Raw genomic sequence first — 24,632 nt, 5'->3', positions numbered from 1 at the left:
TCGTGACGGATTCGCGCTGGCGCTGACCTATGCCCTCCGGACATCGCATGCTGGCCGCATCCCGATGTTCTCGAAACTCTGTACAAGGATATGATCATGGGGCCTTCGCGACGTGAGTTCGTGAAGTGGTTGTCGGCGGGAGGCATCTCGGTCAGCCTGTCACATCTGGCGTCCGCGGCGGGCGTGCCCTTCGCAGCGCACGAGACGCTGCCCGGACGCGGCAAGTTCAATCCGGCGGCAACGGGCGCTGGCCGTGTCGACGGCGTCGCCAAGGTCACCGGCGCAAAGCTCTACGCTTCCGACTTCCGCGCCAACGATCTGCAGGGCTGGCCACAGACCACCTCGCACGCGATCCTGGTCCGCGCCAACGACGCCACGCATGTCTATACCGGACTGGACCTCGCCCGCCTCGGCGGCGCGCTCAAGCCGTCGGTGGTGGTGACAGCCGCCGATCTCGACCGGATCGGGACGCAGGTGCCGGAATTCTATGCGGGCGACCTGTTCTGTCCGATCGGCAAGACGCCGCTTTATCTGGGACAGCCGGTAGCGCTTTTGATCTTCGAAAAGTTCGACGCCTTCGACCAGGCGCGTCTCGCGCTGCGCGACGGCACGTTCGTCCAATTCGGCGAGGAGACCGGGCCTGTCGTCGTCCCCGATTACGGGGCCTTCCGCTTCACCCGCGTGGCAGGTCCCTCGCCTGACCAACCGGATGTCTATTCGCCGCTCCAGGCCGGCTGGGTCTCGCCCAAGAAGGTGCAGAGCGCGGCGCTGCCGGTGTGGTCGCCGCTCGCGAAGGACATGCCGGCGGATTACGCCAAGGCGGCGAAACATGGCGAGCAGATCCGCGCCGAGCTTGCAGCGAATGACGCCTCGATGCTGGTGCTCGACCGCGAGTTCGAGACGCAATCGGTCGACCCGATGTTCCTCGAGCCGGAATGCGGGCTCGCCTGGTACGACGGCAAGGGCGGCAATCTCGAACTGCTGCTTGGCGTACAGTCACCTTACGAGGCGGCGGAGTCGATCGCGCATCTGTTCGGCAAGGCCCGCGCGCCCTACAAGCCGGCGCACATCAACGCGCAATTCGCCCATGTCGGTGGCGGCTTTGGTGGCCGCGATCACACGCCTTTCATTCTCTATGTTGCGCTCGCGGCGGTCTGCTTTCCCGGCAAGCCGGTGCGGCTGGCGCATGACCGCTACCAGCAATTTCAGGCCGGCATCAAACGCCACGCCATCAAGATGCGCTCGCGCATCGGCATCGATCGCGCGACCGGCAAGATCAAGGGGTTCGCTGCCGATCACGTGCTCGACGGCGGCGGGCTCGCCCATTTCTCGGCCAGCGTCGCAATCGTCGCCGCCACCGGCGCGATCGGCATCTACGACATTCCGAAGGTCGACGTCAGGACCGTCGCGGTGCACTCGCGCGGCGTGAGCGCAGGCTCGATGCGCGGCTATGGCATCCTGCAAGCCATGACGGCGCTGGAGGTCCTGATCGACGAAGCCGCGTCCGAGCTCAAGCGCGATCCAATCGAATTCCGGCGGCGTAACGCGCTGCCGCAGAACGGTCGGACCATGACGGGCAATCCCTACATCGTCTCGGTGCGCACGCCCGAAATCCTCGACAAGCTCGAGAAGCATCCGATCTGGCAGCAGCGGGCGCAGTTCAAGCAGACATCGTCGGGTCGGCTGGTCGGCACTGGCGTTGCCTGCGTGACGAAAGACTATGGCTCCGGTGCGGATGGCTCGCTCGGACGCGTCGAGCTTGGACCTGACGGCAAGATCGTCATCTATTGCGATCATGTCGAGATGGGCAACGGCATCGGGACGGCGCTGGCCAACCGGGTCGCCGGCCATCTCGGCGCCATCGCCGATGAGGTCTCGGTCGCCCGCGTCGACAGCTATGACGTACTCGGGCTGGTCACATCCGGCGATCCCTCCACCATGGACCAGAAGACCCAGGATGCCGCGGAGAAGAACCCGCGCTGGGTGCCCGCGATCAGCTCGCCGACGAGCTCCTCGATCGGCGCGCATGTCGGCACGCATTCCGCCGCGGAAGCCGCCCGCGTGATTTTCCGCTTCGGCCTGTGGCCCGCGGCGCTCGAGCTGTGGCGCATCGCAAAGACCGATCCGCGCGCGGGGCAATGGGCCGGCGCAAGCTGGCAGAACGGCCAGCTCACCATGCCCGGCCTCGAACCGCTCGCCCTCCCTGCGCTCGCGGCGACAGCTCACGCGCGCGGCCTCGTCACCGGTGCGGTTGCGCACAGCTTCTCGCGCTGGGCGTGGTCGCGGGCACGCTTCCCGCTGTCCGGCGAGCAATACCGCGCCGAGATCGACGCGCTGGCGATCCGCAAAGGCAACGGCAAGTTCGAGCGGATCAACCGCAGCAGCGTCAAGTTTCCGCCGACCGACAACAACCGGATCGGCACCGCCTACACCTCGATGTGCGGCACGGTCGTCCGCGTCGAGATCGAGCGCGCAACCGGCGCGCTTCGCATCGCCAAGGCCTATAGCGTGCTCGAATGCGGCACCGCGCTGGTGCCCGAGGTGGTGATGGGCCAGGCCCAGGGCGGCTTCGCCATGGGCGTCGGCTACGCGCTGCTCGAAACCCTGCCCCCGTTCGAGGGCGGGCCGGGCAATGGCGAATGGAATCTCGGGCGCTATCTGGTCGCACGCGGCTCCGACCTGCCGCTCCGCGATCTCGAGATCGAGATGCTGAAGCCGCTAGTACCAGACGAAGCGCCGAAGGGCATGGCGGAGGTCGTGATGATCCCGATCGTGCCGGCGCTGATCAACGCCATCCACGACGCCACCGGCCATCGCTTCCGCGCGCTGCCGGTCACCGCAAGCCTATTGAAGGGAGTGCTCGCGTGACGACCCTCAGCCTCACCATCAACGGCCAGAAGCACGGTCCGATGGACGTCCGCGACGATCTCTCGATGAACGATTTTCTGCGCGAGATGCTGGGCATGACCGGCACCAAGTTCGGCTGCGGCGCCGCGCAATGCCTGAGCTGCGCCGTCATCGTCGACGCGCCCGACGGCACCAGCACCACCAGCCCGACCTGCGTCGCGCCCGCCATGAATTTCGACGGCAAATCGATCCGCACCGTCGAGGGGCACGCGAGGGACGGCGAGCTCTCGACCCTGCAAAACGCGTTCATCGCGCATTTCGCCTTTCAGTGCGGCTATTGCACCGCGGGCTTCCTCAATGAGGGCCAGGTCTTACTGGAGCGCCTGTCGCGGACACCGGTCGCGCGCGAGGCGCTGGAGCAGACCATCGCGGACGCGCTCGACGGTCATCTCTGTCGCTGCACCGGCTACGTCAAATATCACGAGGCGGTGCGGGACGTGATCCTCGCCGACTCGAAGCGCTACCTCATGGCCACCAAGTGACACGCATCATGATCTCCGACGTGCGGTTCAAGATGATTGCCGTGGTCGCCGCACTCGCCGGCAGTCTCAGTGCGGGCTACGCGGCGTCGGAGACGGCAAGCCACGCCCTCGCCTCGCCCGAGAGCTTTGCTTCGGTCGGCGACACAGAGAAGCGTTCGGCCGCAATCTTCACTGAGCTCGGCAAGGTGCTGACGCATCCACGTTGCACCAATTGCCATCCGGCCGGCGACAGGCCGCACCAGGGCGACAGTGCCCGCCTGCATCAGCCGCCGGTCACGCGCGGCGCTGACGGCCATGGGCTCGAGGCGATGCGCTGCAACACCTGCCACCAGAACGCCAATTTCGAGCCCGGCCGCATGCCCGGCCATCCCGACTGGCACCTCGCCCCGCGCGAGATGGCCTGGGAGGGCAAGACCGTCGGCGAGATCTGCGAGCAGATCAGGGATCCCGCGCGCAATGGCGGACGCAAGGTGGAAGACCTGATCGACCATATCGGCAAGGACACCCTCGTCGGCTGGGCCTGGAAGCCCGGCTTCGGCCGCTCACCCGTGCCGGGCACGCAGCAGCAGGCCGGCGCGCTGGTGGAGGCCTGGGTGAAGAATGGAGCGGCTTGCCCGGCGCCGTGACGACGCCGAAGCATGACAAAAAAGCTCCAGTGAAGCAGCAGTACGGTGACAGGGCATCGAGGCTTCACTCCTTCGACGTCGAGAAAATGCAAACCAACGCAGTGTGAAAAATAACTGAGGGGCTCCGTCGCCGGGGCCCCTCTTGCGTCTCGTTCTCAGCCAACGTCTGAAAGCTTCGTTCGCTTAAGCTTCGTTCGCTTAGAAATGATAGTTCACACCAGCGCGCACGACGTGCATGTCTGTTTTTTCGCTGACAGAGAAGCCGGTGCCTGGGGGAAGGCCAAATTGATCTAGGTTGAATGCGTCCTTGCCCAGGTCAACGTAAAGGTACTCGGTCTTCAAAGACCAGTTTTGTGCGATCATGTATTCGAAGCCGGCGCCGGCGGTCCAACCGAGTTTCGTATTCGTCCCGAGTGGAACGCCGCTGTTGGTTGTTGTCTGTCCATAGGCGAGACCGCCCGTCGCGTAAACGACGAAACGCTCCCACGGCAGGAAACCAATGCGTCCGCGAACCGTACCGAAATAATCCACCGTCGTGCCGGCGGCGCCGCCAAAAAGCGCGGGGATCCCGAGGCTGCTTTTCACATCGGTGCCCTGAATGTCAGCTTCGAAGCCATACAAGAACTGTGCGGCCTGCCAGTTGTAACCAAATTGGCCGCCGCCGAGAAATCCGTTCGACTTGAGGGCCAACACTCCGCTCCCGAAAGGAGACTCAGTGATGATTGCCGATTCACCGCCGCCATATCCGGCGTTCACACCGACGTAGAAACCTGTCCAATTGAAAACCGGAGCGGCATGGGCCGGCGCCTTTGCGTACAAGTCAGCGGCCGATGATGAGCCAACCATAGTCAGTAAGGCCACCGAGGCCATCAAGATCTTCTTCATTAAAGCCCACCTGTTTTTTAAGTTATCGACTGTATTCATAGCTTTCGAGAACGGTAGCAGTGCGTCCTCATCGTCACGCTCCCGACTCGTCTTTCAGTAAGAATGACGCTCGGTAGCAAGCAGACAGCGTCATTCGGGTCGGCGGCGCCCGCGCGCCGCCGCTTCTTCGCGATCTCAACAGCGCGCCAATCGATCTCATTTCTCAAGCGCACTCCGTCCCGGGAACGGAGTCCAATCGAAATTGTAGTTCACGCCGAGCGTCATCACGTGATCGCGCGGCCTGATCATTTCCGACGGCACCGCTGCCACCCGAGGAGTTCACCACGCATATCGCACCACGCCTTTGCCGGCGTAGCTGCGCGTCACGTTGGAGAACTCGCCTTCGAAAGTCGCGGCGGTCGACCAGCCGTTCATCCATTTGGTTTCGGCGGATGCGGTGAGAAGCGCGGAATCGGTAGCCTGCGGGGCGCCGTTGACGAAGAAGCTGGCGCCCGGCAGAGTCTGGAACGTCGCACCGATGCCGCGGTCGGAACTGAAGTCATGCGCCCAGGCCACGCGGCCGCGCAGCGTCAGCATCGCGCTCTGCATGGCGAAGGATTTGTCGGTGCGCACGCCGAGTTCGCTGCGGGTGTCGGTCACGCTCTTCGCCGTATAAGCGAGCGTAAAGGTGTTGTTGCCCGAGATGACACCTTCCGCATAGGCCGGCAGTTCGAACGTGGTGAACTGGCCCGCCCCGTAGGGCGTGAAGCCGATCCCGCCGATCAGGGGCGCCACGAAGCGGTAACCGCCCTCGACGCGGCCGGACCAGGCATTGGCGTTGAACTGCGCGCGCAGCCGATCGATGCCGGCAATGGTGACGGTGCGATCGGTGGTGACATCCTGCCAGCCATAGGCGAGTGCGCCGGAAACATAGGCGGCGCCGATAGTGTGCCGAACGAACGCGCCGGCCTGGAACAGGTCGGAACGCCCGGTGCCGTTATTGGCGACGCTGAAACTGGTACCGCCGCCGGCCAGCGAGAAGCCGGCGATGGTAAACGGCGAGAAGCGATAGTCAGCGCCAACAGCTGTGCCAAAGACCTGCGACGTCGCCGCATTGGAGCCGGTCACGTTGTTGCCATTCGTCGTTTGCGAGCCGCCGAAGCCGGCCGCCCACACGCTCCAGCGCTGCTGGAACGGCACCGCAGCTGGCGCCTTGGTGTAAATCGCCGCCAGCGCATCGTTCAGATTGCGCTTCTTCGCGGCAAAGGCGAGCGCTTCCTCGTCGGCATAACCGGGGGCGTTGCCGCCGGCAGTTCCGCCGTCATCGCGTCCGGCAATGAACGGGTCGGTCATGACGCCCATGAACTGGTTCATCGCGTTGAACGTGGATTGCTGCGATCCCGTTCCGGTCTCGCCGGCCGCCTGCGAGAGCCCCTTCGGCGACATGTTTGCGAACACTGCGGGAATGCCGCCGGTGGTGTTGAAGAACTTCGTCAGCGCGTCGCCGACCGCCTGCTGATTGGGGTTGAGGCCGCCTGGAATGCCAAAATTCAAGACCATGTCCAGGTAGACGTTGTTGGCATCGTAGCTCAACGTCGAAGAAAAGTTCGATGGCGCACTGGAAGTAATCACGCCACCGAAGGCACCGCTGACGCCGCCCGTCGCGGTGAGGATGATGTACTTTTTCTGCACATAGGTCCCGGGCGCAAAGCTGGCGCCCACCGCAGCGCCGCCAAGCGTCGCTGTACCGTTGACGACCGTGAATGAGGCCGTCGTGGGGTCGATTTGGACCAGATATTGCGCGGCCGCCTGGAACGCGAGATTGCCCGTTATCACCATCGACGAACCCGGCGTGCCGTTGCCAGGCGTAAACATGCCGGAGATCGTGCTGCTGGCGCCGGTCACCGTGCCGGCGCCTTGCAAAACGGCGAATGTCTGGTTGAAGCCGTTCAAATCCAGCGTCGCGCCGCCCGCGACCGAAAACTGATTGCTGGTCCCGAACGCGGCGGCGTGTCCGGCGCGCAGCGTTCCGCCGTCTACCATCGTTGCGCCGCTATAGGTGTTGGCCGCCGAGAGCACCAGCGTGCCGACGCCGTTCTTGTTCAGTCCCCATATTCCGGCCTCGACACCCGTGCCGCCAGAACCGGTCTGGTCGGCGATGCCGTCTGAAAGCGTTTGCGTCGCGCCGCCGCCGGGCTGGAAGTTGAGGATGCCGTTGCCTTGAAGGAAGATGCCGGCTCCGAAAGCAGAACCGCCACTACCCGCCGTGCCATTGTCCACGCCGCCAAAACCGTTGCCGCCCGTGCCGCCGACTCCCCCGGCGACGCTGCCGCCGTTGACGTTGAACGCGCCGGCGATCGTTAGCGAGCCGCCCTCCTGAACGAACATGGCGCCGCCCAATCCGGCGCCGCCGCCGCCGCCGCCACCTCCACCACTGCCACCGTTCGCCGCGATGCTGCTGCCGTTGCCACCGACGCCACCACCAAATCCTCTACTCCCGCCGGTTCCGGCCACCTCACCCAAATGGTCTGCCCCGCCGCCGCCGCCGCCGCCGCCACCAACGCCACCAGCGCCTCCCTGATGGCCCGCTATCGAGTGACCCCCTGCGCCGCCGCCGCCAAATCCCCCCGAGCCGCCTCTGTCGTCCGCAGCACTATGAGTGCCGCCGCCGCCGAAACCGCCTTGGCCATTGCCGAATATGGGACTTCCGCCGATCCCGCCGGCACCTCCATCGCCGCCACCTCCGCCGTTAATGCCACCGGGGGAGCCGCCGAAACCCTGTCCGCCACTTGCCGCACCAACGACAATGCCCGCCCCGCCTCCGGCCCCTGTGTCGCCATCGGCGCCGCGTCCGACACCGCCACCGGCGAACCCGCCCACTGCATGGCCGCCGAGACCGCCGCCTGCGCCGCCGGCCGTTCCTGCGCCCGGCACGCCGTCACCGCCGACAGCGCCGACGCCGCCGCTTGCGTTGTTGCCTGAAAGAACGACGTTGCTCACGGTCACATGGCCACCGCTCGCCACGAACAGCGCGCCGCCTGCACCGAGGCCGCCAGCGCCGCCCCCGCTACCGAATCCAACGTTGCCCCCGTCGCCGCCAAGCGCCTGGGTGTTCTGGATCGTCAGATTGTTAATGGCGACAGTGCCTGCGTAGACAAAGAACCCGCGCTGCACGCCACCGCCGTCCAGCCTGAAGCCGCCGCCATTCACCGTGACGTTGCTGGTGGTGTTGAAGGCGCTCAGCGTGTCGGCCGCTGCGCCAGTCAGCGTGATGTTGTTCTGGAAATTGATGACATAACTCGCGCTGGCATTGCTGTCGGCCTGCGCGATCGCCGCCGACAGGCTGGCACCGTCGGACACATTGATGACCGTCTGGGCGTGCGCACAGGTGCAACTGATCAGGGCATAAGCCGTGCCGCTCAGGAGAGTTGATCGCACCAGAAGCTCGCGGCGCTGTCGACGGGCAGGCGTATTCTTCACTTCATTGCTCCACCGCCGGCACCCTGGCCAGTGGAAGCTGCGAGTGCCGGAATAGCGCCTGACAGGACGAAGAAAGAGCCGGGCCATCGCCTGTCCGTCCGGCCTTCGCCGGGCCATCTAAGCCGGCGCGCGCCCGTCGTCGTACGCATCGCTGATCTCCCAATGTCGCTACGCTGAGAGAATCCGTCTTCCCAGTCACGGCGCCGAATATCGCGCCACTGGATAGGTCTGAGAACTACCTAGAAAGGTGGTTCGCCGTGCTTTATGTATGCCCGCGCAGGTCGGCGACCTCTGAGGTCAGAGAAACTCTGCACGCGCACTGGGAATGACATGCTTCTCTCCACGGATCCCATCGATCCGCAAAATCAAGACGTCTATGCACTCTGGGATCAACTGGCCGACTTCTCGGTAGCCGATGGTGATGCTGCGCTGACCCACCTGATGTCCGCACTGCGCACCATGTTGTCGGCACGCAATGTGCTGTGGGGCGTGGTCGTGCGATTGCCTTCGCCGAAGCGGGCCGATCCCCTGCTCGGCTGGCGTCCGCGCCTCGTCAGGGTGCTGGACCCGGTACCGGCGGTCGCGGCATCCGTGCAGAAACAGTACGATACGCTCTGGTCGGACGACGTCGACCTGTCGCAGATCCTGTCAATGTCGGGCGATGAGCCGTTCCGCGTCCGCCTGCTGTTCGAAACGCTGCCGCCGGCATGGTTCGAGGGCAAGCACTATCGTCGGCACTATCTGGATGTCGGCTTCGCCGACAGCATTTCCGTGCGCATCGCACTCAATGACGATTTGAGGATTCGCCTGTTCGTGTTTCGTGATGCCCAGCAACCCCGCTTTACGGCACAGGACGGCCAGCGTCTGGGCTCCGTGATGCGTGCCTTGAGATGGTTTCACCGTCAACAATTGCTCAGCCATGGTCTGCTCATCGCCAACGCGCCCCTCACGCCAGCTGAACGCCGGGTGTTGCTCGGACTGCTCGCAGGGGACACGGAAAGGCAGATCGCGCAAAAGCTCGAGCAGAGTCCGAACACCACGCATTTTCACGTCAAGTCGATCTACGCCAAGTTCGGCGTGCGCAGTCGCCAGTCGCTCGCCGCCCTGTGGCTCGGCAAGCTGCAATAAACGAACTCAAGTCCGCAGTTAACCCGGCCTGACACAGGTCGGTAGAGGCTGTTCTCAAACACGGACGGCGGGCCGATGCACCCCTTGACCGACGAGGAAATCGTTTGATGGGAGTTCTATACAACCGAAGCCCTTTGGTCTGTGGCGCGCCTCGCAAGTCAAAGAGCCGCTGCGGCACCGGGCTCTCGCGTGGTCGAAATTTCTTAGATCAGGACTTCGCAACTGACCCGGCCTTCCGGCGAAACCGCCACCGGTCGCAGCAGTCGAGCTTCGATGCGATAACCACGCGGCCCTCAATGAAATGCGCCGCTACTTCGCTGATGGTCCAAGAGCAGAAGTCGCAGTGCATGAGCGCGCCGACGCGGCAGCCTTACTCTTTGTTCTCAGTCCAGGTTTGCTCGCCGCACTGGCACTTGAACATGCGAACGATTCCACCGGTATCCGGGTTGAGCATCTTCACCGCGAGGGCCAGCCTTCGGCCACAGTGATTGCAGGGCTTGGTCGGATTTGGCTGATAGCTGGAAAAGACTTCGTTTTTGAAATCGCGGTCCACTGTACTGCACTCAGGTTGCGAGAATCACTAAGTTCCAACGTGCACAATTGTTCCGCAGATTGAACCAGGCGAGCGCGAATTCAACTGAGGCTGCGGGCGGTTAAGTAGCCCCGGTGTCGCGCCGAGAATGAGAACAAATCGGCATAGAACGCGAACCTCCATGTCCTCTTGGGTCAACAAAGCCGGTTTGACTGGAGTCGTGGCACTTCCGGACTGACCCGAACTGCAGATAGATCGCTGCACGGCGTCCGGGCAATGCGAAGGGCCAACACCGGAAGTGTCAACTCACCACATGTATCTCACCACGCCGAACTGGCTCTCGGCTGCAAACTTCCGCTCTAACCTCTCGAGCCGACATGCATCGCACCGCGTCAACCGAAGCGATGGGCCAACAGAGGAAGTCAGCACGTCGATCACGATTCAAATCCGTGACGCCGCAAACTAGCGGCGGCCGGCAGGGACCATGCGCTCGCGAAAACAGAAGCCATCCTCCATAGAAGCTTTCGAGCTTTTGGTCTGCCTCGTTATTGAAGGCTTCATATCGCTCGAGTGCATTTGCCTCCAGATATCCGGGCCCAGGACTACGCAGCCCTCACTGTGCTAAGAAACTTGCCAACCTCCAGCTTGAGACGATTAGAATCACCTGAGAGTGACTGCGCAGCAGATAAAACTTGCGAGGAAGCCGACCCGGTCTCACTAGCTCCCCGCTGCACATCCATGATGTTGGAGGAGACCTGCTGGGTGCCTTGCGCCGCCTGCTGGACGTTGCGGGAAATCTCCTGCGTCGCCGCGCCCTGCTCTTCGACTGCTGCGGCAATGGTTGACGAAATCTCCGACAGCCGCTCGATGGTGCCGCTGATTTCCTTGATGGCGCTCACCGATTCCTGGGTCGCGGCTTGAATACCGGTGATCTGCTGACCGATCTCGCCGGTCGCCTTTGCGGTCTGCTCGGCCAGGGCTTTAACCTCCGAAGCCACGACTGCGAAGCCGCGACCGGCCTCGCCAGCACGGGCCGCCTCGATGGTTGCGTTGAGAGCCAGCAGATTGGTCTGGCCGGCTATGGTGTTGATCAGTTCTACCACATCGCCGATGCGCGCGGCAGCCTTCGACAACTCGCCGACTCGATCGTTGGTGGTGCGGGCCTGGTTGACGGCATCATTGGCCATTCGCGCCGATTCCTGCACTTGGCGGCTGATCTCATTGACGGACGACGTCAGTTCCTCAGTGGCGGACGCCACAGACTGCACATTGGTTGAGGCTTCCTCCGAGGCCGCAGCGACCATGGTGGTGAGCTCCTGCGCTCGCTCGGCGGTGGAAGTGAGCGTTGCCGCGGAGGCCTCGAGTTCGGTCGAGGCCGAAGACACGGTTTCGATGATCTCGCCGACAGCGCCTTCAAAACCATCAGCGAGCTTGATCATGTCCGCCTTGCGCTGCTGCGCGGCAACCTGGTCCTGCTTGATCTTGGCTTCGGCTTCCGCTTGGGCCTTCTGTGCCGACACCACCTTGAATTTCTCGACCGCTCCAGCGACCTGGCCAACCTCGTCCTTACGGCCGAGGCCGGGCAGCACCACTCCGAAATCACCCTCGGCAAGCTTCTCCATGGAAAGGCTCAATGCGCGCATGGGACGGGCAATGCTGAAAATCGAGAACACGCAGCTTGCGACCAACAATAACGCTGCCGACAGGCCGATCGCCAGCGACATGAGTTCGGCTGAAGCCATTTCCTTTGCGGCAGTGACATTGGCCTCATCGGCGCTGCTCTTCGAAAATTCAACAATTTTGTTGGCCAGCACCTCAACTTCGTTCGCGACGGGCAAAGTCACCTCGCGAGCGACGCGGACTGCCTCGTCGTTGAGTTTTGCGATCTTTGCAACAGCATCAGCCGGCAGTTCGCCGCCGGCGACGCGCTTAGCTTCGATCCCAATGATCTCGGTCTTGATCGCTGCGATCTGCTGGGCACCCTTGGCATATTCTCCAATACCGCCCTTGAGCTTCTCCATGCGTCCTCGATTTTCCGGGGAATGGCTCAGCTTCAACATCGCGTCGGCAAATCCGTGTGCCCGCGTCACCCGGGCCGCAAGGTACTCGCTCGCCGCTTTGAAGCTCTCGGGGCCATTGGCGAGGCGCATGTCGCGAAGGCCGATCTGCATGCCGCGCTGCGCCGCCTTCGCCTCTGCAGCAGTGAGCGCGATTGTCTGTTGCTCGGTCGCAGTCTGATTAGCTCTTTTAACCGCCAAGTTGCCGGACATCTGGGTGTAGATCATCAGGCCCACCAGAAGAATGCTCAGGGCCGAAGCGATCCCAAGCTTGGTTCCAATGCGCAAATTCTGGATCATGCCAATCATGTCGTTTCCTCAAAATGTGTTCAGCCCATCAACGATGTGCGGTCGGCAATTGATGATTTGGGGGCGAGCGGCGGTGCTCTGCCTAAATCTGAGGCACGGCTGGTATTGTTAGTCTTAACATTCCGTTACGTAAAAATACGGATCCACCCTGCTCGCAATTTTGGGCGTCCTCGCCGGAACGGCACAGGTTGACACGGTGGTGGTGCGATCGAGGATGATCTGCAATGGCGGAATTACCGAATGACGCTTCGTTCAGAAGCGCCGCTATCGGAAGTTCAACGAGAGATCCGCAATGGGGTCACGTGCTGACCTCGACCTCAGCGGAACGCCAGCCTGCTTATCTTCGCAAGCGGACACCCCGGACCTTTGAATAACCGCCCTACGCCCGTCGCATCAACTTGAGCGATGCTGCCAGCCGCAAGCTGCGCTTGCCTGCAAGCGCGATGCCTTCGAGCTCGCCGCTGTCCGTTGTGCAGGTGCCGGAGAAACCGATCCCGACCTCATAGCCGCCGAACACGGGGTTCTCGCCTTTCGCCGGCGTGTGCTCCTGGTTGAGGATTTCGCCCTTCCAGCGGCCGTCGGCCGAGGAATAGGAGCCGAGATAGTAGAAGAACGCATCGCCGCCGAGGATGCGGCCGTCCATCAGCAGCATGACGCCGGAGAGCCCGGCATCGACGCCGTCGAGCGCGCGCAGGTGGATCGCATAGAGCCCGTTCACCACCCCGCCCGGACCAATCGTCCCCTGCGGCGGCAACCCCTCGTCATCGAGCCGGGTGAGATTGGCCCAGAAACCGGCGCCCGGCATCGTGTCCGCGCTGCCCGCGAGACGGATCTGGTTGCCAACGAGCCGGCCGCGCGCGCCGATCGAGGCGACGTCGGCCCCCATCAGCGGCTTGTAGTTGGGATCGTCGTTATGCCGTTCGGTGATGACTTCGGCGATGATCTCGCCGTCGCGCTCGAAATAGCTTCCGAGATGCGCGAATGCCGAATTGCCGCCCAGCAGCTTGCCGTCATGCATGCACATGATGCTGCGGCCGAAGGCATCGTTGACCCCGTATTCAACCTTGTAGAGTCCGTCCAGCAACGCAATTGACCCGGAATATCAGAAGGAAAGCACGCGCTACCTAGCACCGCCATCGCACCAAGACCATCGGGCTTTTTCGCGCAGGGGCATTCGCGAAGCCACACCCTGCCATGATGCCATCATGCGCCTGTTTTGCCCGACGGCGCAATAGATTTCGGCAATTCCGCAGGAGGCGATTTCACACCATTTGCGGACCTGCGATTTCAAACACTTGGCTACTGTGCATGGGGTTGTTTTTCGAGTTTTTTGTTTGGCCGGTCGCGAGCCGCCCTTACGCACTCCCCCAAGCCGGCGTCGAACCCGCCGGTTGAGGCGCGCGACAAACCGGCATGGATCAAGTGGAGCCATCAGCCGAGGTGCAGATCGCAACCTTCATCGCAAGCGCGGCGAAGCAGCCGCTGCTCGATGCCGCGTTCGAGCTTTGGCGCCGACGCACCCAGCTGGATTCGGTCGAGGGGCGCCCGACCGCCGAAGAGGTCCGCGTCAACCGCACCCTCACGCCGGAGCAGATCAGCGCGAAATACCGCTGGGATCGCGACCACGCCCATGAAGGACCGATGTTCGATTATATGAAGCGCGCTCATCCGCGTGCCGATGACGACGCGATCAGGCAGGCCATCATCACCGCCGTCAGGTTCGAGGACGCGACCTTCACGCATTTCAGCTGGGATGGCGATTTCTGGGACTGCGTCGTCCGCGCGGTGGGGAAGGCCTCCGCGCAATATCCCGATTTCCTCGAGACGACCTATCGCGACGCCCGCAACAACGTCGCCTACTACTACAAATGAGCTACAGCATGATCCGGACCCGCAGGGCCGCGTTAGCGCAAAGTGCGCAGCGGTTTTCCGAAGAGATCATGCTCCCAAATAAATCCAAAGCGCGTTCAACGCGCTTTAGAAGCACAGCGTGGTGACGAGCTTGCCCTGCTTGTCCTTGATCGCATAGGGACAGCGCAGCCGCTCCAGCGCCTGCTTGGCATCCGCATCGCCGAGCGCTGCGGCGCGCTCGTAATAGGATTTCGCGGCGTCCTTGTCCTTTGGCCCGCCGCGGCCTTCCTGTGCGAAGGCACCCATCCGCTCCAGCGCGCCGGGATGGTTTTGCGCGGCCGCCTTCTCGAACAGCGCGCGCGCCGCGGCGTCGTCCTTCGCCCCGCCGGTACCTTCGGAGAGCATCACGCCGAGCTGGTACTGCGCCTCGGCATTGGTCTCGGCGGCCCTGCCGAGCAATGCGCGCGCCTGTGCGGGATCGGCCGGCGCGGCACCGCCGGTACCACTGAGCGCGGCGAGATTGCTGATGCCGCGGGGATTGCCGGCCTGCGCCGCCTTCTCGAACAATTTGCGCGCCTGCGCTTCATCCCTGGCGACACCGGAGCCGGTGCCGTAGGCCACACCGAGCTCGACCATCGCCGCACTCGATCCCTTGTCGGCGGCCTTGCGCCAGGCTGCCATCGCTTCCGCCGTCTGCCGGTTGGCCGCATAGGCGCGGCCGAGCGCGAACATCGCGCGTCGCGATGACGGCGCGGCCTGCTTGCAGAACTTGATGGCGGTCGCAACGTCGGAGGCCGCAATCTCCGTCACGCCCCTCATGTCGGCCGGCTTGTCGGGATCGCTGGGGTCGGCGGCGACCCGGTCGCACAGGACGAGATCGGCCGATTGCGCATGCGCCGACAACGGCGCCGCAAGCGTGAGGAGGATGGCAACGAGGAAAGTCCGCATGGACGCCAGGTTGCGTCGTGGCCTCGGCAAATTCAAGGCTCCAGCCCCGATTGGCGCAGCACGGGAATGACCTCGGGCGATGCCAGATAGCGCAGCAGCCGGTCAGCGGCTTCGGCATGTTTGGCGTTGGCCATCCGGCCGGCGGAGAACACGGCCGGCGTTTGCAGATCGTGCGGGACCGGGCCGACCACCTCGATGCCTTCGACCTGCTTCAGCTCGCTGATCTGCTGCACGGCGAGGTCAGCTTCGCCGGTCACGAGCCGCTCTGCGGTAAAGCCCTGCTCGACGATGGTGGCCTTGGCATTGATCTGGGCCGCGATCCCCATCCGGACGACCAGCTGGGCGAAGTACACGCCGCTCGCGCCCAGCCGCGAATAGGCCACGGATCGCGCCGCCAGCAGCGTATTGCGCAGCGCGGATTCCGTGGCGATGTCGGGATGTGCTTGCCCTGCCCGCACCGCGATGCCGACGAAGGAGCGCGCGAGATCGGCTGCGTTCCCTGAGACGACGCGGCCCTCGCCGATCATCTCGTCGAGCCCTTCGCGGGTGAGGATCACGAGATCGGCGGCCTCGCCGTCCCGCAACCGTTTGAGCAGCGCCAGAGTCGGCGCGAAGTCGGCGTCGATGCGGACGCCGGTCGCGGCCTCGTACGCGGAGGACAGGCTGCGCATCGCGCCCATCAGGCCGAGCGTCGAAAGCATGCGAATTGTTTCCATCAGCGATTCCCGTGGCGATCAGGCGCGGTGCATCAGCTTGAGCGCGGCGGTCAGGCGCAGGCTGCGCTTGCCGGCGAGCGCCGTTGCCTCCAGGACCGCCTCCTCGACATCATAAGTGCCGGAGAAGCCGATGCCGACCTCGTGGCCGCCGAAGATCGGATCGTCCTTGGCCGGCGTGTGCTCCTGATTGAGGATCTGGCCCTTCCAGCGCCCGTTGGCGGCGGTGTAGCTGCCGAGATAGTAGAATGATGCGTCGCCGCCGAGGATGCGGCCCTTGTTGAGCAGCATCACGCCGGTGAGACCGCCGTCGACGCCGTCGAGCATGCGCAGATGCACCGAGTAAAGCCCGTCGGCGATGCCGGCCTCGCCGACGCCGCCGGCGATCGGCATCTCGTCTTCGGTGATCGGCGTCATCAACGACTGAAAGGGTACGCCGGGCAGCTCCTTGAGCTCGCCCTTGAAGCGATAGAGATCGCCGTCGGCCCAGCCCTTGGCCAGCAGGGTCGCATCGTCCGTGCCCGCCATGGCGCGATAGGTCGGATCGGGGTTGTGGCGGACCGTGTTGATCACGATGTCGACGCCGGCTTCGGTCTTGGCGTAGGTGCCGATATGGGCGAAGGCCGAATTACCGCCGAGCATCTTGCCGTTGCCAGCATGCATCACGCTTCGGCCGACCCCGTCGCCGAGCTGAAATCTCACCTTGTAGAAGCCTTCAAACACCAGCCGTCCCCGGCCCTACACGCATCCAGGCGCACTCTACTCCGCTTTCGGCGACGATGGACAAATTTCCCGCCATGATATCCGGGGAGTCTTCCGCAACGGCTGTCATCGGAATGAAAAATCCGCCGAAGCCTTTCGGCTTCGGCGGATCGAAGTCCAACCCGGGCCAGCCCCCCAGCCCGGGCCGGGAGGATCTTAGGCGGCCGCCTTCTTGTCGGCCGGCACGGAGGCGATCGTCTTCAGGATCTGCGAAGCGATCTGGTATGGGTCGCCCTGCGAATTCGGACGACGGTCTTCCAGATAGCCCTTGTAACCGTTGTTGACGAAGGAGTGCGGCACGCGGATGGAAGCACCGCGATCGGCAATGCCGTAGCTGAACTTGTTCCAGGGCGCGGTCTCGTGCTTGCCGGTCAGACGCTTGTCGTTGTCCGGGCCGTAGACGGCGATGTGGTCCATCAGGTTCTTGTCGAAGGCCGCCATCAGCGCCTCGAAGTACTCCTTGCCGCCGACCGTACGCATATACTCGGTCGAGAAGTTGGCGTGCATGCCGGAGCCGTTCCAGTCGGTGTCGCCGAGCGGCTTGCAGTGGAACTCGATGTCGATGCCGTACTTCTCGGTCAGGCGCAGCATCAGGTAGCGGGCCATCCACATTTCGTCAGCGGCCTTCTTGGAGCCTTTGCCGAAGATCTGGAATTCCCACTGGCCCTTCGCGACTTCCGCGTTGATGCCTTCATGGTTGATGCCGGCAGCCAGGCAGAGGTCGAGATGCTCTTCGACGATCTTGCGGGCGACGTCGCCGACGTTCGAGAAGCCGACGCCGGTGTAATACGGACCCTGCGGCGCCGGATAGCCGGAGGCCGGGAAGCCGAGCGGACGGCCGTCCTTGTAGAAGAAGTATTCCTGCTCGAAACCGAACCAGGCGCCGGAATCGTCGAGAATGGTGGCGCGCTTGTTGGTCGAGTGCGGGGTCTTGCCGTCGGGCATCATGACTTCGCACATCACGAGCACGCCGTTGGTGCGGGCGCCATCCGGGAACACCGCGACCGGCTTCAGCACGCAATCGGAGCTGTGGCCTTCAGCCTGCTGGGTGGAGGAGCCATCGAAGCCCCAGAGCGGAAGCTGCTCGAGCGTCGGGAACGACGCGAATTCCTTGATCTGAGTTTTGCCGCGCAAGTTCGGAGTCGGCGTATATCCGTCGAGCCAGATGTACTCGAGCTTATACTTGGTCATTGAGCCTCTCTGTAGATGATGCGAAAGGTGGGGGCCGAAGGCCCCCGCACGATTGTTTACCCGGCCAACATCGGCCGACCCTTTCCAAGCATTTAACGTGCCAAAAGGCCGCAGCGCGGGAGGTTTTCCACCGCGGCCGGCCCCCTCTCCCTCCCGGCGGATCGGCCAGTGCGCCGTGCGTCATAGCGGCGCACCTTTGCGTGAAGCTGCACCGCAAAAATCCCGCGGGAATCGCCCGATTCTGGAGCAGGCAGGCCCGGGTCTAGGTTGCCGGCTAAACGCGCATCAACGTCCGGCAATATTCGCCAAGTCTGCGCCCGTCGCCCGCAACCTTCGCAACGGCCCACGCGTTAGCCACCCGAGCGCTGCCTTAGAGGAAGCAGAATGCAGTCTGCCTACAAAATAGGCCAAGGCTGATTTCCTTTTCAGCACTTTGCATTTCGGAATGCACGGCCGATATGGAGATTCCAGTAACCACAAGCCAACGAGTCGGGCGCACCATGGAGGCCCAGCGCTGCGATCTCGGGAGATACCGCAATGATGAACAATGGACTGAGTCACGGATCTGCACAGATCTACCAATTCCCTGTCGGGGGCCGCTCGGCTCTCGGGGGGCGCCGCAACGGTGAGACCCGCCTTCCCGCCAACCACGCCTCGCTCCCCGTGAACGAGACGATTTGCAGCGGCAGCTGGTACCATCAGGAAGCAGTCGATGAAGCCAAGCCGAAATGGGATCGCTGATGCCTGCGTTCGGTTCAATACCGCCGCGGTCTCTCGATGCCCGGCGTCAGTCGAAAAAGGGTCGAAACAACGGTGTTTCGGCCCTTTTTGATTCCGGACTGGATTGCGGGACCATATGGTCGCACAGGCGGTCACCGACCGCTTTAGATGCGTGACAAGACACCTCCATGAAAGACTCCCCTACCCGCCATCTCGCCCTGCAAGGCGCCAGCAATTTTCGCGACCTCGGCGGCTATCCGACCGCAGATGGCCGTACCACGCGCTGGCGGCACATCTTCCGCTCCAACCATCTCGGCCAGCTCACTGCCGCCGATGTCGAGATCGTCCGCGCGCTGGGCGTGCGGAGCGCCTTCGATTTTCGTGGCGTCGAGGAGCGCGCGGCGGGTGTCTGCGTGGTCAGCGAGATCGCCGTGCATTCACTGCCGATCGAGCCGACGGTCGTGGCCGCGCTGCGCGCCGAGCTCGCCAGGGGCAGGCTGACGGCGCCGGTCGCGCTCGAACTCATGCGCGAATCCTATCGCAACTACGTCCGCCACAACACGGCCAGTTTCCGCAACCTGTTCGGACATCTCCTGGAGGACTGCGCGCCGCTCGTCATTCACTGCACCGCCGGCAAGGACCGCACCGGCTTTGCCAGCGCGCTGATCCTGCATGCGCTCGGCGTGGCCGACGAAATCGTTGCCGAGGACTACCTGTTGACCAACCAGCACTACAAGCGCGACGCATCAAATGTCTCCGATCTTCCCGCCGATGTTCTCGACGCGATCGGCACCGTCGAGGCCTCGTATCTTGCGGCTGCTTTCGAGGCCGTCGGTAGCGAGTATGGCGATCTCGAAACCTACTTGCGCGACGGTCTCAAGCTCGGCAGAGCGGAGCGGACCGCACTGAAGGCGCGCTATTTGCAATCGTAGGCGGCCATAAATCTTAAGCGGCCATGCCGGGAGAACAATGATGCAAGGCAAGGTTCTGATCGTGACCGGAGCACTCGGCGCACTTGGAAAAGTCGTCGCCGAGACCGCGCAGTCGCGCGGCGCGCGCGTGGCCGGCATCGACCATTCGCCATCGCAAATCTCCCCGACGCCTGAGCGCATCGAGATCGGCGGCGTCGATCTGTCCGACGCAGCACAAGCAAAGACGGCAGTCGAGGCGGCGGCAAGACACTTTGGCAAAGTCGACGTGTTGATCAACATCGCCGGTGGCTTCGCCTTCGAGACCGTGGGCGACGGCGACATCAAGACATGGCAGCGCATGCATGCGCTCAACCTGCTGACGGCGCTCAACGCCTCGCACGCGGCGCTGCCCCATCTGGCTGCGTCCACAACCGGCCGCATCGTCAATATCGGCGCCATGGGAGCGCTTCAGGCCGGCTCCGGCATGGGCCCCTATGCGGCGTCGAAAGCCGGCGTCCATCGGCTCACCGAGGCGCTGGCGAGCGAGTGGAAAGGCAAGGTGACCGTGAACGCGGTGCTGCCCTCGATCATCGACACCAAGGCGAACCGCGCCGACATGCCGAAAGCCGACTTCGCCAAATGGGTGACACCGCAGGAACTCACCGAAGTCATCCTGTTCCTCGCCAGCGATGCCGCCAGCGGCGTCACCGGCGCGCTGATCCCGGTCGGCGGGCGGGTGTAGGTTCAACTGCCGCCCATCTTTTCTAAACCTTCCTGCATTGCTATATTCGAACCATGACAACGGAAGATATCGAGCAAGCGGTCGAGCGACTTACGCCTGACGAATTGGCCCGGTTTCGTGCATGGTTCGAGCAGTTCGACGCTGAACGCTTCGATCAGGTCCTGGAGCAGGATATCAAGGCGGGTAAGCTCGATCAATTTGCCGAGGAAGCGCTGAGCGATTATCGCGCCGCCCAAACGCGCGACTTGTGAAGCACACGGCTTCCACGAGATTCTGGAAGGCTTATGAGGCATTGCCCGTCAATGTTCGGCGGCTCGCCGATGCCAATTTCAAGCTGCTGAAGAACGACCCAACGCATCCCTCGCTTCAATTCAAACGGGTCGGACGATTTTGGTCCGCCAGAGTCGGCCTACGTTATCGCGCCCTCGCTATCGAGTCTGATGGAGCCTGCGTCTGGTTCTGGATCGGCTCGCACGCAGACTACGACCGTCTCATAGGCTAAAGGCGTCAATCCGGCACCAAAAGCCGGAGGTTGCCTTTGCAACGGATGCTCTGCTCGCCGGTGAGTGCGATTTTCTCGCCAACAGCCGGATCATCTGTTCCCGATCAAATGGCGCAGAGCCCCGAGCCCGTTCCGGGCTAAACTGCCGCAACTGATTCTCCGATCGGACGTGACACTCGGAAGCTTTCTTTGGAAACCACGCTCTATCTGCCTGTCAAACGCTTCCTCGAAGAGCTCGGCTTCACGGTCAAGGGCGAGATCGGCGGCTGCGATCTCGTGGGCCTCAGCGCCGGCGATCCGCCGGTAGTCGTGATCGGCGAGCTCAAGCTGAGCTTCAATCTCGAACTAATCCTTCAGGCGGTCGATCGTGCACCGGCCGGCGACGAGGTCTGGATTGCCGCAAAGATGTCGGTGCGCGGCAAGGGACGCGAGACCGACGCGCGCTATCGCAATCTCTGTCGCCGCCTCGGCTTCGGCATGCTCGGGGTGACCGACCGCGGTCAGGTCGAGGTGTTGGTGAAGCCGCCGACGGCAGCGCCACGCCGCGAGCCGAAGGTCCGTTCGCGCCTCGTCGCAGAGCATCAGCGCCGCCAGGGCGATCCGGTGCTGGGCGGCAGCACGCGCGCGCCGATCATGACGGCCTATCGGCAGCAGGCGCTGGCCTGCGCCTCGGAGCTTGCGGTAGGCCCGCGGAGGGTGAGCGAATTGCGCGAACGCTGTCCCGATGCCGGCAAGATCATGCTTAACAATGTGTATGGCTGGTTCGAACGCACCGAGCGGGGAATCTACGGGCTGACGGAAGCTGGCCACGCGGCGCTGAAACGCTGGCCACAACAGCGGCTTGCGGATGTTGCCGGTGTCGCGTCACCACCCTGACACCCAACCGGTGCATAGCTGTGATGCCACACCGATTTCATATTGCAATGCAACATAGACAGCACTAGGTATCCCGGCATCGAAACGAGGCCGTTATGAACGCAGACTGGAATACGAAATATGGCACGCGGCGCGTGCGCCACGATCCGCCGACCCTGGACGAGGCGATCTTCGCCGCCGTCGGCATCACCGATGATCAGGAGCAGCAGGCCGAGATCGCCGCAGCCCTGATGGGCATGCCGCTCGATGTCGTCCAGGCCGAGGTCAAGAAACAGGTTCGCACCAACAGCCGCATCACCTCGACCCGCGTGATCGCCGGCGAACAGGGCGCGCAGCGCTCGGTGGTGGTCGAACGCCGTGTCGTGCGCCGCTTCGGCAACGACAAGCGCACCGGCACCTGAGCTCGCTATTCTGAATACAAAAGCGGACCGGTTTTGCCGGTCCGCTTTTTTGATTCCAGTCGGCTTATTCAGGTCAGGCGGCGCGATTGCCATAGATGCTGGAAATGATCTTCCAGCAGGTCGAGTTGAAGCTGATAAGAGCGCGGCCGGCCGCGAATGGCGAGGCCGCGAGATCAGCGAGTTCGTCCTCAGGCGCCTTGGCGAGATCGATCGTACCGGTCGATTCGCCATGACGGAATTGCAGATGCGCGCCGAACTTCCTGGCGAGCGCCCGCATCGCGTGATTCTCGGCGCCGGTGGTAATACGCAGGCGCTTGTAGCCTTTCCAGCGCGCTTCCGCGATCAGGCGGCTGAACAGCACGGTGCCGACGTTCTGGCGCCGCGCCGAGGCTTCCACGCTGAAGGCGACCTCGGGCAGCGAATCGCCCTCGGGCGGATGCAGCTCGGCCGCCCCGCGGACCACGCCGTCGACGATATAGGCGACGATCACGGTGCCGTCCTCGGCGCAACGGGCGGCGTAACGCTCGATGAAACTGTCGTCGAGAAAACCGTTGAAGCGGTCGTGCCGGCTTTCGGCATCAAGCCTCAGCAGGTGATCGCGCAAGAGCGGCAATTCTTCCTGCTGGCTCAACGTGCGCACGTAGCCCTGAACGGACTTCGGGCGACTGGTTACTTCAAGTCCAAAATCTGCTGCGAGTGACAAGTCAAAACTCCTCTTGGTGTCCCTCGAGGAGGCGTTCGAATCCCTAGGCCTCCAATATTGTGCATCGCAACAAATTTTTCAAGACGGGAACCTGCCAAAGTTTCGGGCATGGGAGGCGACTAATTCGTTAACAAAATCAAGCCCCCGTATTCATACGAGGACCAGCTGGGTCTGCGTCACCACGGCGACCAGCTTGCCGTCCTCGGTCTCCAGCCGGGTGGTCCAGACCTGGGTTCGCCGGCCTCTGTGGACTGGGGTGGCGGTCGCGATCACCGTGGTTCCCTCCTTGGCCCCGCCGATAAAGTTGGTCTTGCTCTCAAGCGTGGTCGTGCCCTTGGCGTCCTCCGGCAGATTGATCACGGTGGCCGCCGCGCCGACGGAATCGGCCAGCGCCATCACCGCGCCGCCGTGGATGGTGTGATGAAGCGTGCAGAGATCGGGCCTGACCGTCATCCGCGCCACCACGCGATCTTTCCCGGCCTCGACGAACTCGACGCCCTTGAGTTCGGCAAACGGCATCTTCATCGCTTTAAGTTTCTCGAGCGGCGTCATCGGATCTCCTCCCAAATCATTCTGCTCACAGGGTGAATTGCTCCGCGCGGCAAAGCAATGACGTCCGAGGTCGTCATTGCGAGCGCAGCGAAGCAATCCAGAAATGTATCCGCGGAAAGATTCTGGATTGCTTCGCTGCGCTCGCAAGGACGGGGGAGACAGCCTTCGTACCTCACGTCACCGCATTCACCACCTGATACTCCGGCCGCCGCCACACCTCGCCCGCGATCACCTCCTCGATGAACTCGGCGGCCCGCACGATCTCGCTCTCGCCGATATACAGCGGCGTGATGCCAAACCTCATAATGTCAGGCGCGCGGAAATCGCCGATCACGCCGCGGGCGATGAGGGCCTGCATCGCAGCGTAGCCGCCTGCGAAGGCGAAGGAGACTTGCGAGCCGCGACGCTGATGAGCGCGCGGGGTGACGAGCTTCAAGGACGGACAGCGGCGTTCGACCTCGGCAATCAGGAGATCGCCGAGCGCCAGCGAACGCGCGCGGACTTCCCTGATATCGACGCGGTCCCAGATGTCGAGCGAAGCCTCCAGCGCCGCCATTGCCAGCACCGGCGGCGTGCCGACGCGCATGCGCTCGACACCGCCCGCGGCTGCATAGGCAAGCTCGAACGCGAATGGCTTTGCGTGCCCCATCCACCCCGACAAAGCGGCTCGCACGCTGTCGGCGTGGCGCAGCGCGACGTAGAGGAAGGCTGGCGCGCCGGGACCGGCGTTGATGTATTTGTAGGTGCATCCGGCGGCGAAATCAGCGCCGGTGCCTGCAAGGTCAACCGGCAGCGCGCCGGCCGAATGCGCGAGGTCCCATACCGTGACGATGCCGAGCGCATGCGCTCTTGCAGTCAGCTTCGCCATGTTGTGGCGCCGTCCGGTGCGGTAATCGACCTCGGTGATGTAGAGCACCGCGATCTCCTCCGACAACGACGCCTCGATCTCCTCCGGCGCGACCAGGCGCAATTGATGGCCACGGCCGAGCGTCGCGATCAGGCCTTCGGCCATATAGAGGTCGGTCGGAAAATTACCGGTGTCCGACAGGACGACCTTGCGCGATGCGTTCATATCGAGCGCGGCGGCGAGCGCCTGATAGACTTTGAGCGACAGCGTATCTCCGACCATGATGGAGCCGGCTTCCGCGCCGATCAGTCGCGCGATGCGATCCCCGACATGACGCGGCTGGGCATACCAGCCCGCTGTGTTCCAGGCGCGGATCAACTCATCGCCCCACTCGGCGGTGATGACGCGACTGACGCGCTCGGCCACGCCAAGCGGCAGCGCGCCGAGCGAATTGCCGTCGAGATAGATGACACCGTCGGGCATATGGAACAGCGCTTTGGTGTCGTCGTAAACGCGAAGCATGGTCAT

At 63.4% G+C, this 24,632-nt stretch carries 22 protein-coding genes; 11 read left to right on the top strand and 11 right to left on the bottom strand.

Annotation, left to right across the window (positions count from 1 at the left end):
• The first annotated feature begins 96 nt into the window (after positions 1–96).
• From IVB45_RS16350 to IVB45_RS16340, 3 genes are read left to right on the top strand one after another with little or no spacing between them, the layout of a single operon-like run.
• Positions 97–2,868 (top strand): molybdopterin cofactor-binding domain-containing protein, encoded by a 2,772-nt coding sequence (locus IVB45_RS16350; RefSeq protein WP_247361376.1) that lies wholly within the window; start codon positions 97–99, stop codon positions 2,866–2,868.
• Positions 2,865–3,389: a 2Fe-2S iron-sulfur cluster-binding protein gene (locus IVB45_RS16345; protein ID WP_247361378.1), complete on the top strand. Its 525-nt coding sequence runs from the start codon at positions 2,865–2,867 to the stop codon at positions 3,387–3,389. The genes IVB45_RS16350 and IVB45_RS16345 overlap by 4 nt, the downstream gene beginning before the upstream one ends.
• An 8-nt stretch (positions 3,390–3,397) precedes the next feature.
• Positions 3,398–4,015 (top strand): Isoquinoline 1-oxidoreductase subunit, encoded by a 618-nt coding sequence (locus tag IVB45_RS16340; protein ID WP_247361380.1) that lies wholly within the window; start codon positions 3,398–3,400, stop codon positions 4,013–4,015.
• 198 nt (positions 4,016–4,213) lie between these two features.
• Here IVB45_RS16340 and IVB45_RS16335 read toward each other — a convergent pair whose 3' ends face one another.
• Positions 4,214–4,900 (bottom strand): outer membrane protein, encoded by a 687-nt coding sequence (locus tag IVB45_RS16335; RefSeq protein ID WP_247361382.1) that lies wholly within the window; start codon positions 4,898–4,900, stop codon positions 4,214–4,216.
• Between the two features lie 318 nt (positions 4,901–5,218).
• Positions 5,219–8,317 carry an autotransporter domain-containing protein gene (locus IVB45_RS16330; RefSeq protein WP_247501289.1) on the bottom strand — a complete coding sequence of 1,033 codons (3,099 nt, stop codon included), beginning with the start codon at positions 8,315–8,317 and terminating at the stop codon, positions 5,219–5,221.
• Between the two features lie 306 nt (positions 8,318–8,623).
• On the opposite strand from IVB45_RS16330, the gene IVB45_RS16325 reads away from it, so the two are divergent.
• Positions 8,624–9,487: a helix-turn-helix transcriptional regulator gene (locus IVB45_RS16325; RefSeq protein WP_245287859.1), complete on the top strand. Its 864-nt coding sequence runs from the start codon at positions 8,624–8,626 to the stop codon at positions 9,485–9,487.
• A 1,134-nt stretch (positions 9,488–10,621) separates the two neighbouring features.
• Here IVB45_RS16325 and IVB45_RS16320 read toward each other — a convergent pair.
• Both IVB45_RS16320 and IVB45_RS16315 read right to left on the bottom strand, forming a co-directional pair.
• Positions 10,622–12,385 carry a HAMP domain-containing methyl-accepting chemotaxis protein gene (locus IVB45_RS16320; RefSeq protein WP_027569737.1) on the bottom strand — a complete coding sequence of 588 codons (1,764 nt, stop codon included), beginning with the start codon at positions 12,383–12,385 and terminating at the stop codon, positions 10,622–10,624.
• Between the two features lie 379 nt (positions 12,386–12,764).
• Complete coding sequence (locus IVB45_RS16315; RefSeq protein WP_247286332.1) at positions 12,765–13,469, bottom strand: GrlR family regulatory protein; 705 nt, start codon at positions 13,467–13,469, stop codon at positions 12,765–12,767.
• A 329-nt stretch (positions 13,470–13,798) separates the two neighbouring features.
• Between IVB45_RS16315 and IVB45_RS16310 the strand changes: the two genes are divergently transcribed.
• Complete coding sequence (locus IVB45_RS16310) at positions 13,799–14,257, top strand: hypothetical protein (protein WP_247360674.1); 459 nt, start codon at positions 13,799–13,801, stop codon at positions 14,255–14,257.
• 105 nt (positions 14,258–14,362) lie between these two features.
• Here IVB45_RS16310 and IVB45_RS16305 read toward each other — a convergent pair whose 3' ends face one another.
• From IVB45_RS16305 to IVB45_RS16290, 4 genes are all read right to left on the bottom strand, one after another.
• A complete protein-coding gene (locus IVB45_RS16305) occupies positions 14,363–15,184 on the bottom strand; it encodes a tetratricopeptide repeat protein (protein ID WP_027569734.1) in 822 nt (273 codons plus the stop codon).
• Between the two features lie 32 nt (positions 15,185–15,216).
• Entirely contained in the window at positions 15,217–15,900 is a 684-nt protein-coding gene (locus IVB45_RS16300; RefSeq protein ID WP_247360671.1) for a substrate-binding domain-containing protein, read from the bottom strand.
• An 18-nt stretch (positions 15,901–15,918) separates the two neighbouring features.
• Positions 15,919–16,620: a GrlR family regulatory protein gene (locus tag IVB45_RS16295; protein WP_247360668.1), complete on the bottom strand. Its 702-nt coding sequence runs from the start codon at positions 16,618–16,620 to the stop codon at positions 15,919–15,921.
• Between the two features lie 195 nt (positions 16,621–16,815).
• The gene (locus IVB45_RS16290) at positions 16,816–17,850 is read right to left on the bottom strand and encodes a glutamine synthetase beta-grasp domain-containing protein (protein ID WP_007591833.1); all 1,035 of its coding nucleotides are present in this window, start codon (positions 17,848–17,850) and stop codon (positions 16,816–16,818) included.
• Between the two features lie 537 nt (positions 17,851–18,387).
• Between IVB45_RS16290 and IVB45_RS16285 the strand changes: the two genes are divergently transcribed.
• The 6 genes from IVB45_RS16285 (at position 18,388) to IVB45_RS16255 (ending at position 22,002) form a co-directional block, all read left to right on the top strand.
• Positions 18,388–18,591, top strand: coding sequence for a DUF2735 domain-containing protein (locus IVB45_RS16285; RefSeq protein WP_007591835.1), 204 nt, complete (start codon positions 18,388–18,390; stop codon positions 18,589–18,591).
• Positions 18,592–18,758: 167 nt separating this feature from the next.
• Positions 18,759–19,502 carry a tyrosine-protein phosphatase gene (locus IVB45_RS16280; RefSeq protein WP_247360664.1) on the top strand — a complete coding sequence of 248 codons (744 nt, stop codon included), beginning with the start codon at positions 18,759–18,761 and terminating at the stop codon, positions 19,500–19,502.
• Positions 19,503–19,542: 40 nt separating this feature from the next.
• A complete protein-coding gene (locus tag IVB45_RS16275) occupies positions 19,543–20,223 on the top strand; it encodes an SDR family oxidoreductase (protein WP_247360708.1) in 681 nt (226 codons plus the stop codon).
• Between the two features lie 53 nt (positions 20,224–20,276).
• A complete protein-coding gene (locus IVB45_RS16270; RefSeq protein WP_027569729.1) occupies positions 20,277–20,474 on the top strand; it encodes a hypothetical protein in 198 nt (65 codons plus the stop codon).
• A gap of 440 nt (positions 20,475–20,914) precedes the next feature.
• Positions 20,915–21,601, top strand: a complete 687-nt coding sequence (locus tag IVB45_RS16260; protein ID WP_247360661.1) for a DUF2161 family putative PD-(D/E)XK-type phosphodiesterase — start codon at positions 20,915–20,917, stop codon at positions 21,599–21,601.
• Between the two features lie 95 nt (positions 21,602–21,696).
• On the top strand, positions 21,697–22,002 hold the full coding sequence (locus tag IVB45_RS16255; RefSeq protein ID WP_007591844.1) for a hypothetical protein: 306 nt from the start codon (positions 21,697–21,699) through the stop codon (positions 22,000–22,002).
• Positions 22,003–22,075: 73 nt separating this feature from the next.
• Here the strand turns inward: IVB45_RS16255 and IVB45_RS16250 are convergent, their stop codons facing one another.
• The 3 genes from IVB45_RS16250 to kynU form a co-directional block, all read right to left on the bottom strand.
• On the bottom strand, positions 22,076–22,705 hold the full coding sequence (locus IVB45_RS16250; RefSeq protein ID WP_007609461.1) for a GNAT family N-acetyltransferase: 630 nt from the start codon (positions 22,703–22,705) through the stop codon (positions 22,076–22,078).
• 150 nt (positions 22,706–22,855) lie between these two features.
• Entirely contained in the window at positions 22,856–23,257 is a 402-nt protein-coding gene (locus IVB45_RS16245) for a PaaI family thioesterase (RefSeq protein ID WP_027569725.1), read from the bottom strand.
• A gap of 172 nt (positions 23,258–23,429) precedes the next feature.
• Positions 23,430–24,632: a kynureninase gene (gene kynU / locus IVB45_RS16240; protein WP_247360657.1), complete on the bottom strand. Its 1,203-nt coding sequence runs from the start codon at positions 24,630–24,632 to the stop codon at positions 23,430–23,432.

It is taken from the genome of Bradyrhizobium sp. 4 (genome assembly GCF_023100905.1).
GTDB lineage: Bacteria > Pseudomonadota > Alphaproteobacteria > Rhizobiales > Xanthobacteraceae > Bradyrhizobium.
This window is presented reverse-complemented; position numbering and strand designations above follow the sequence as displayed.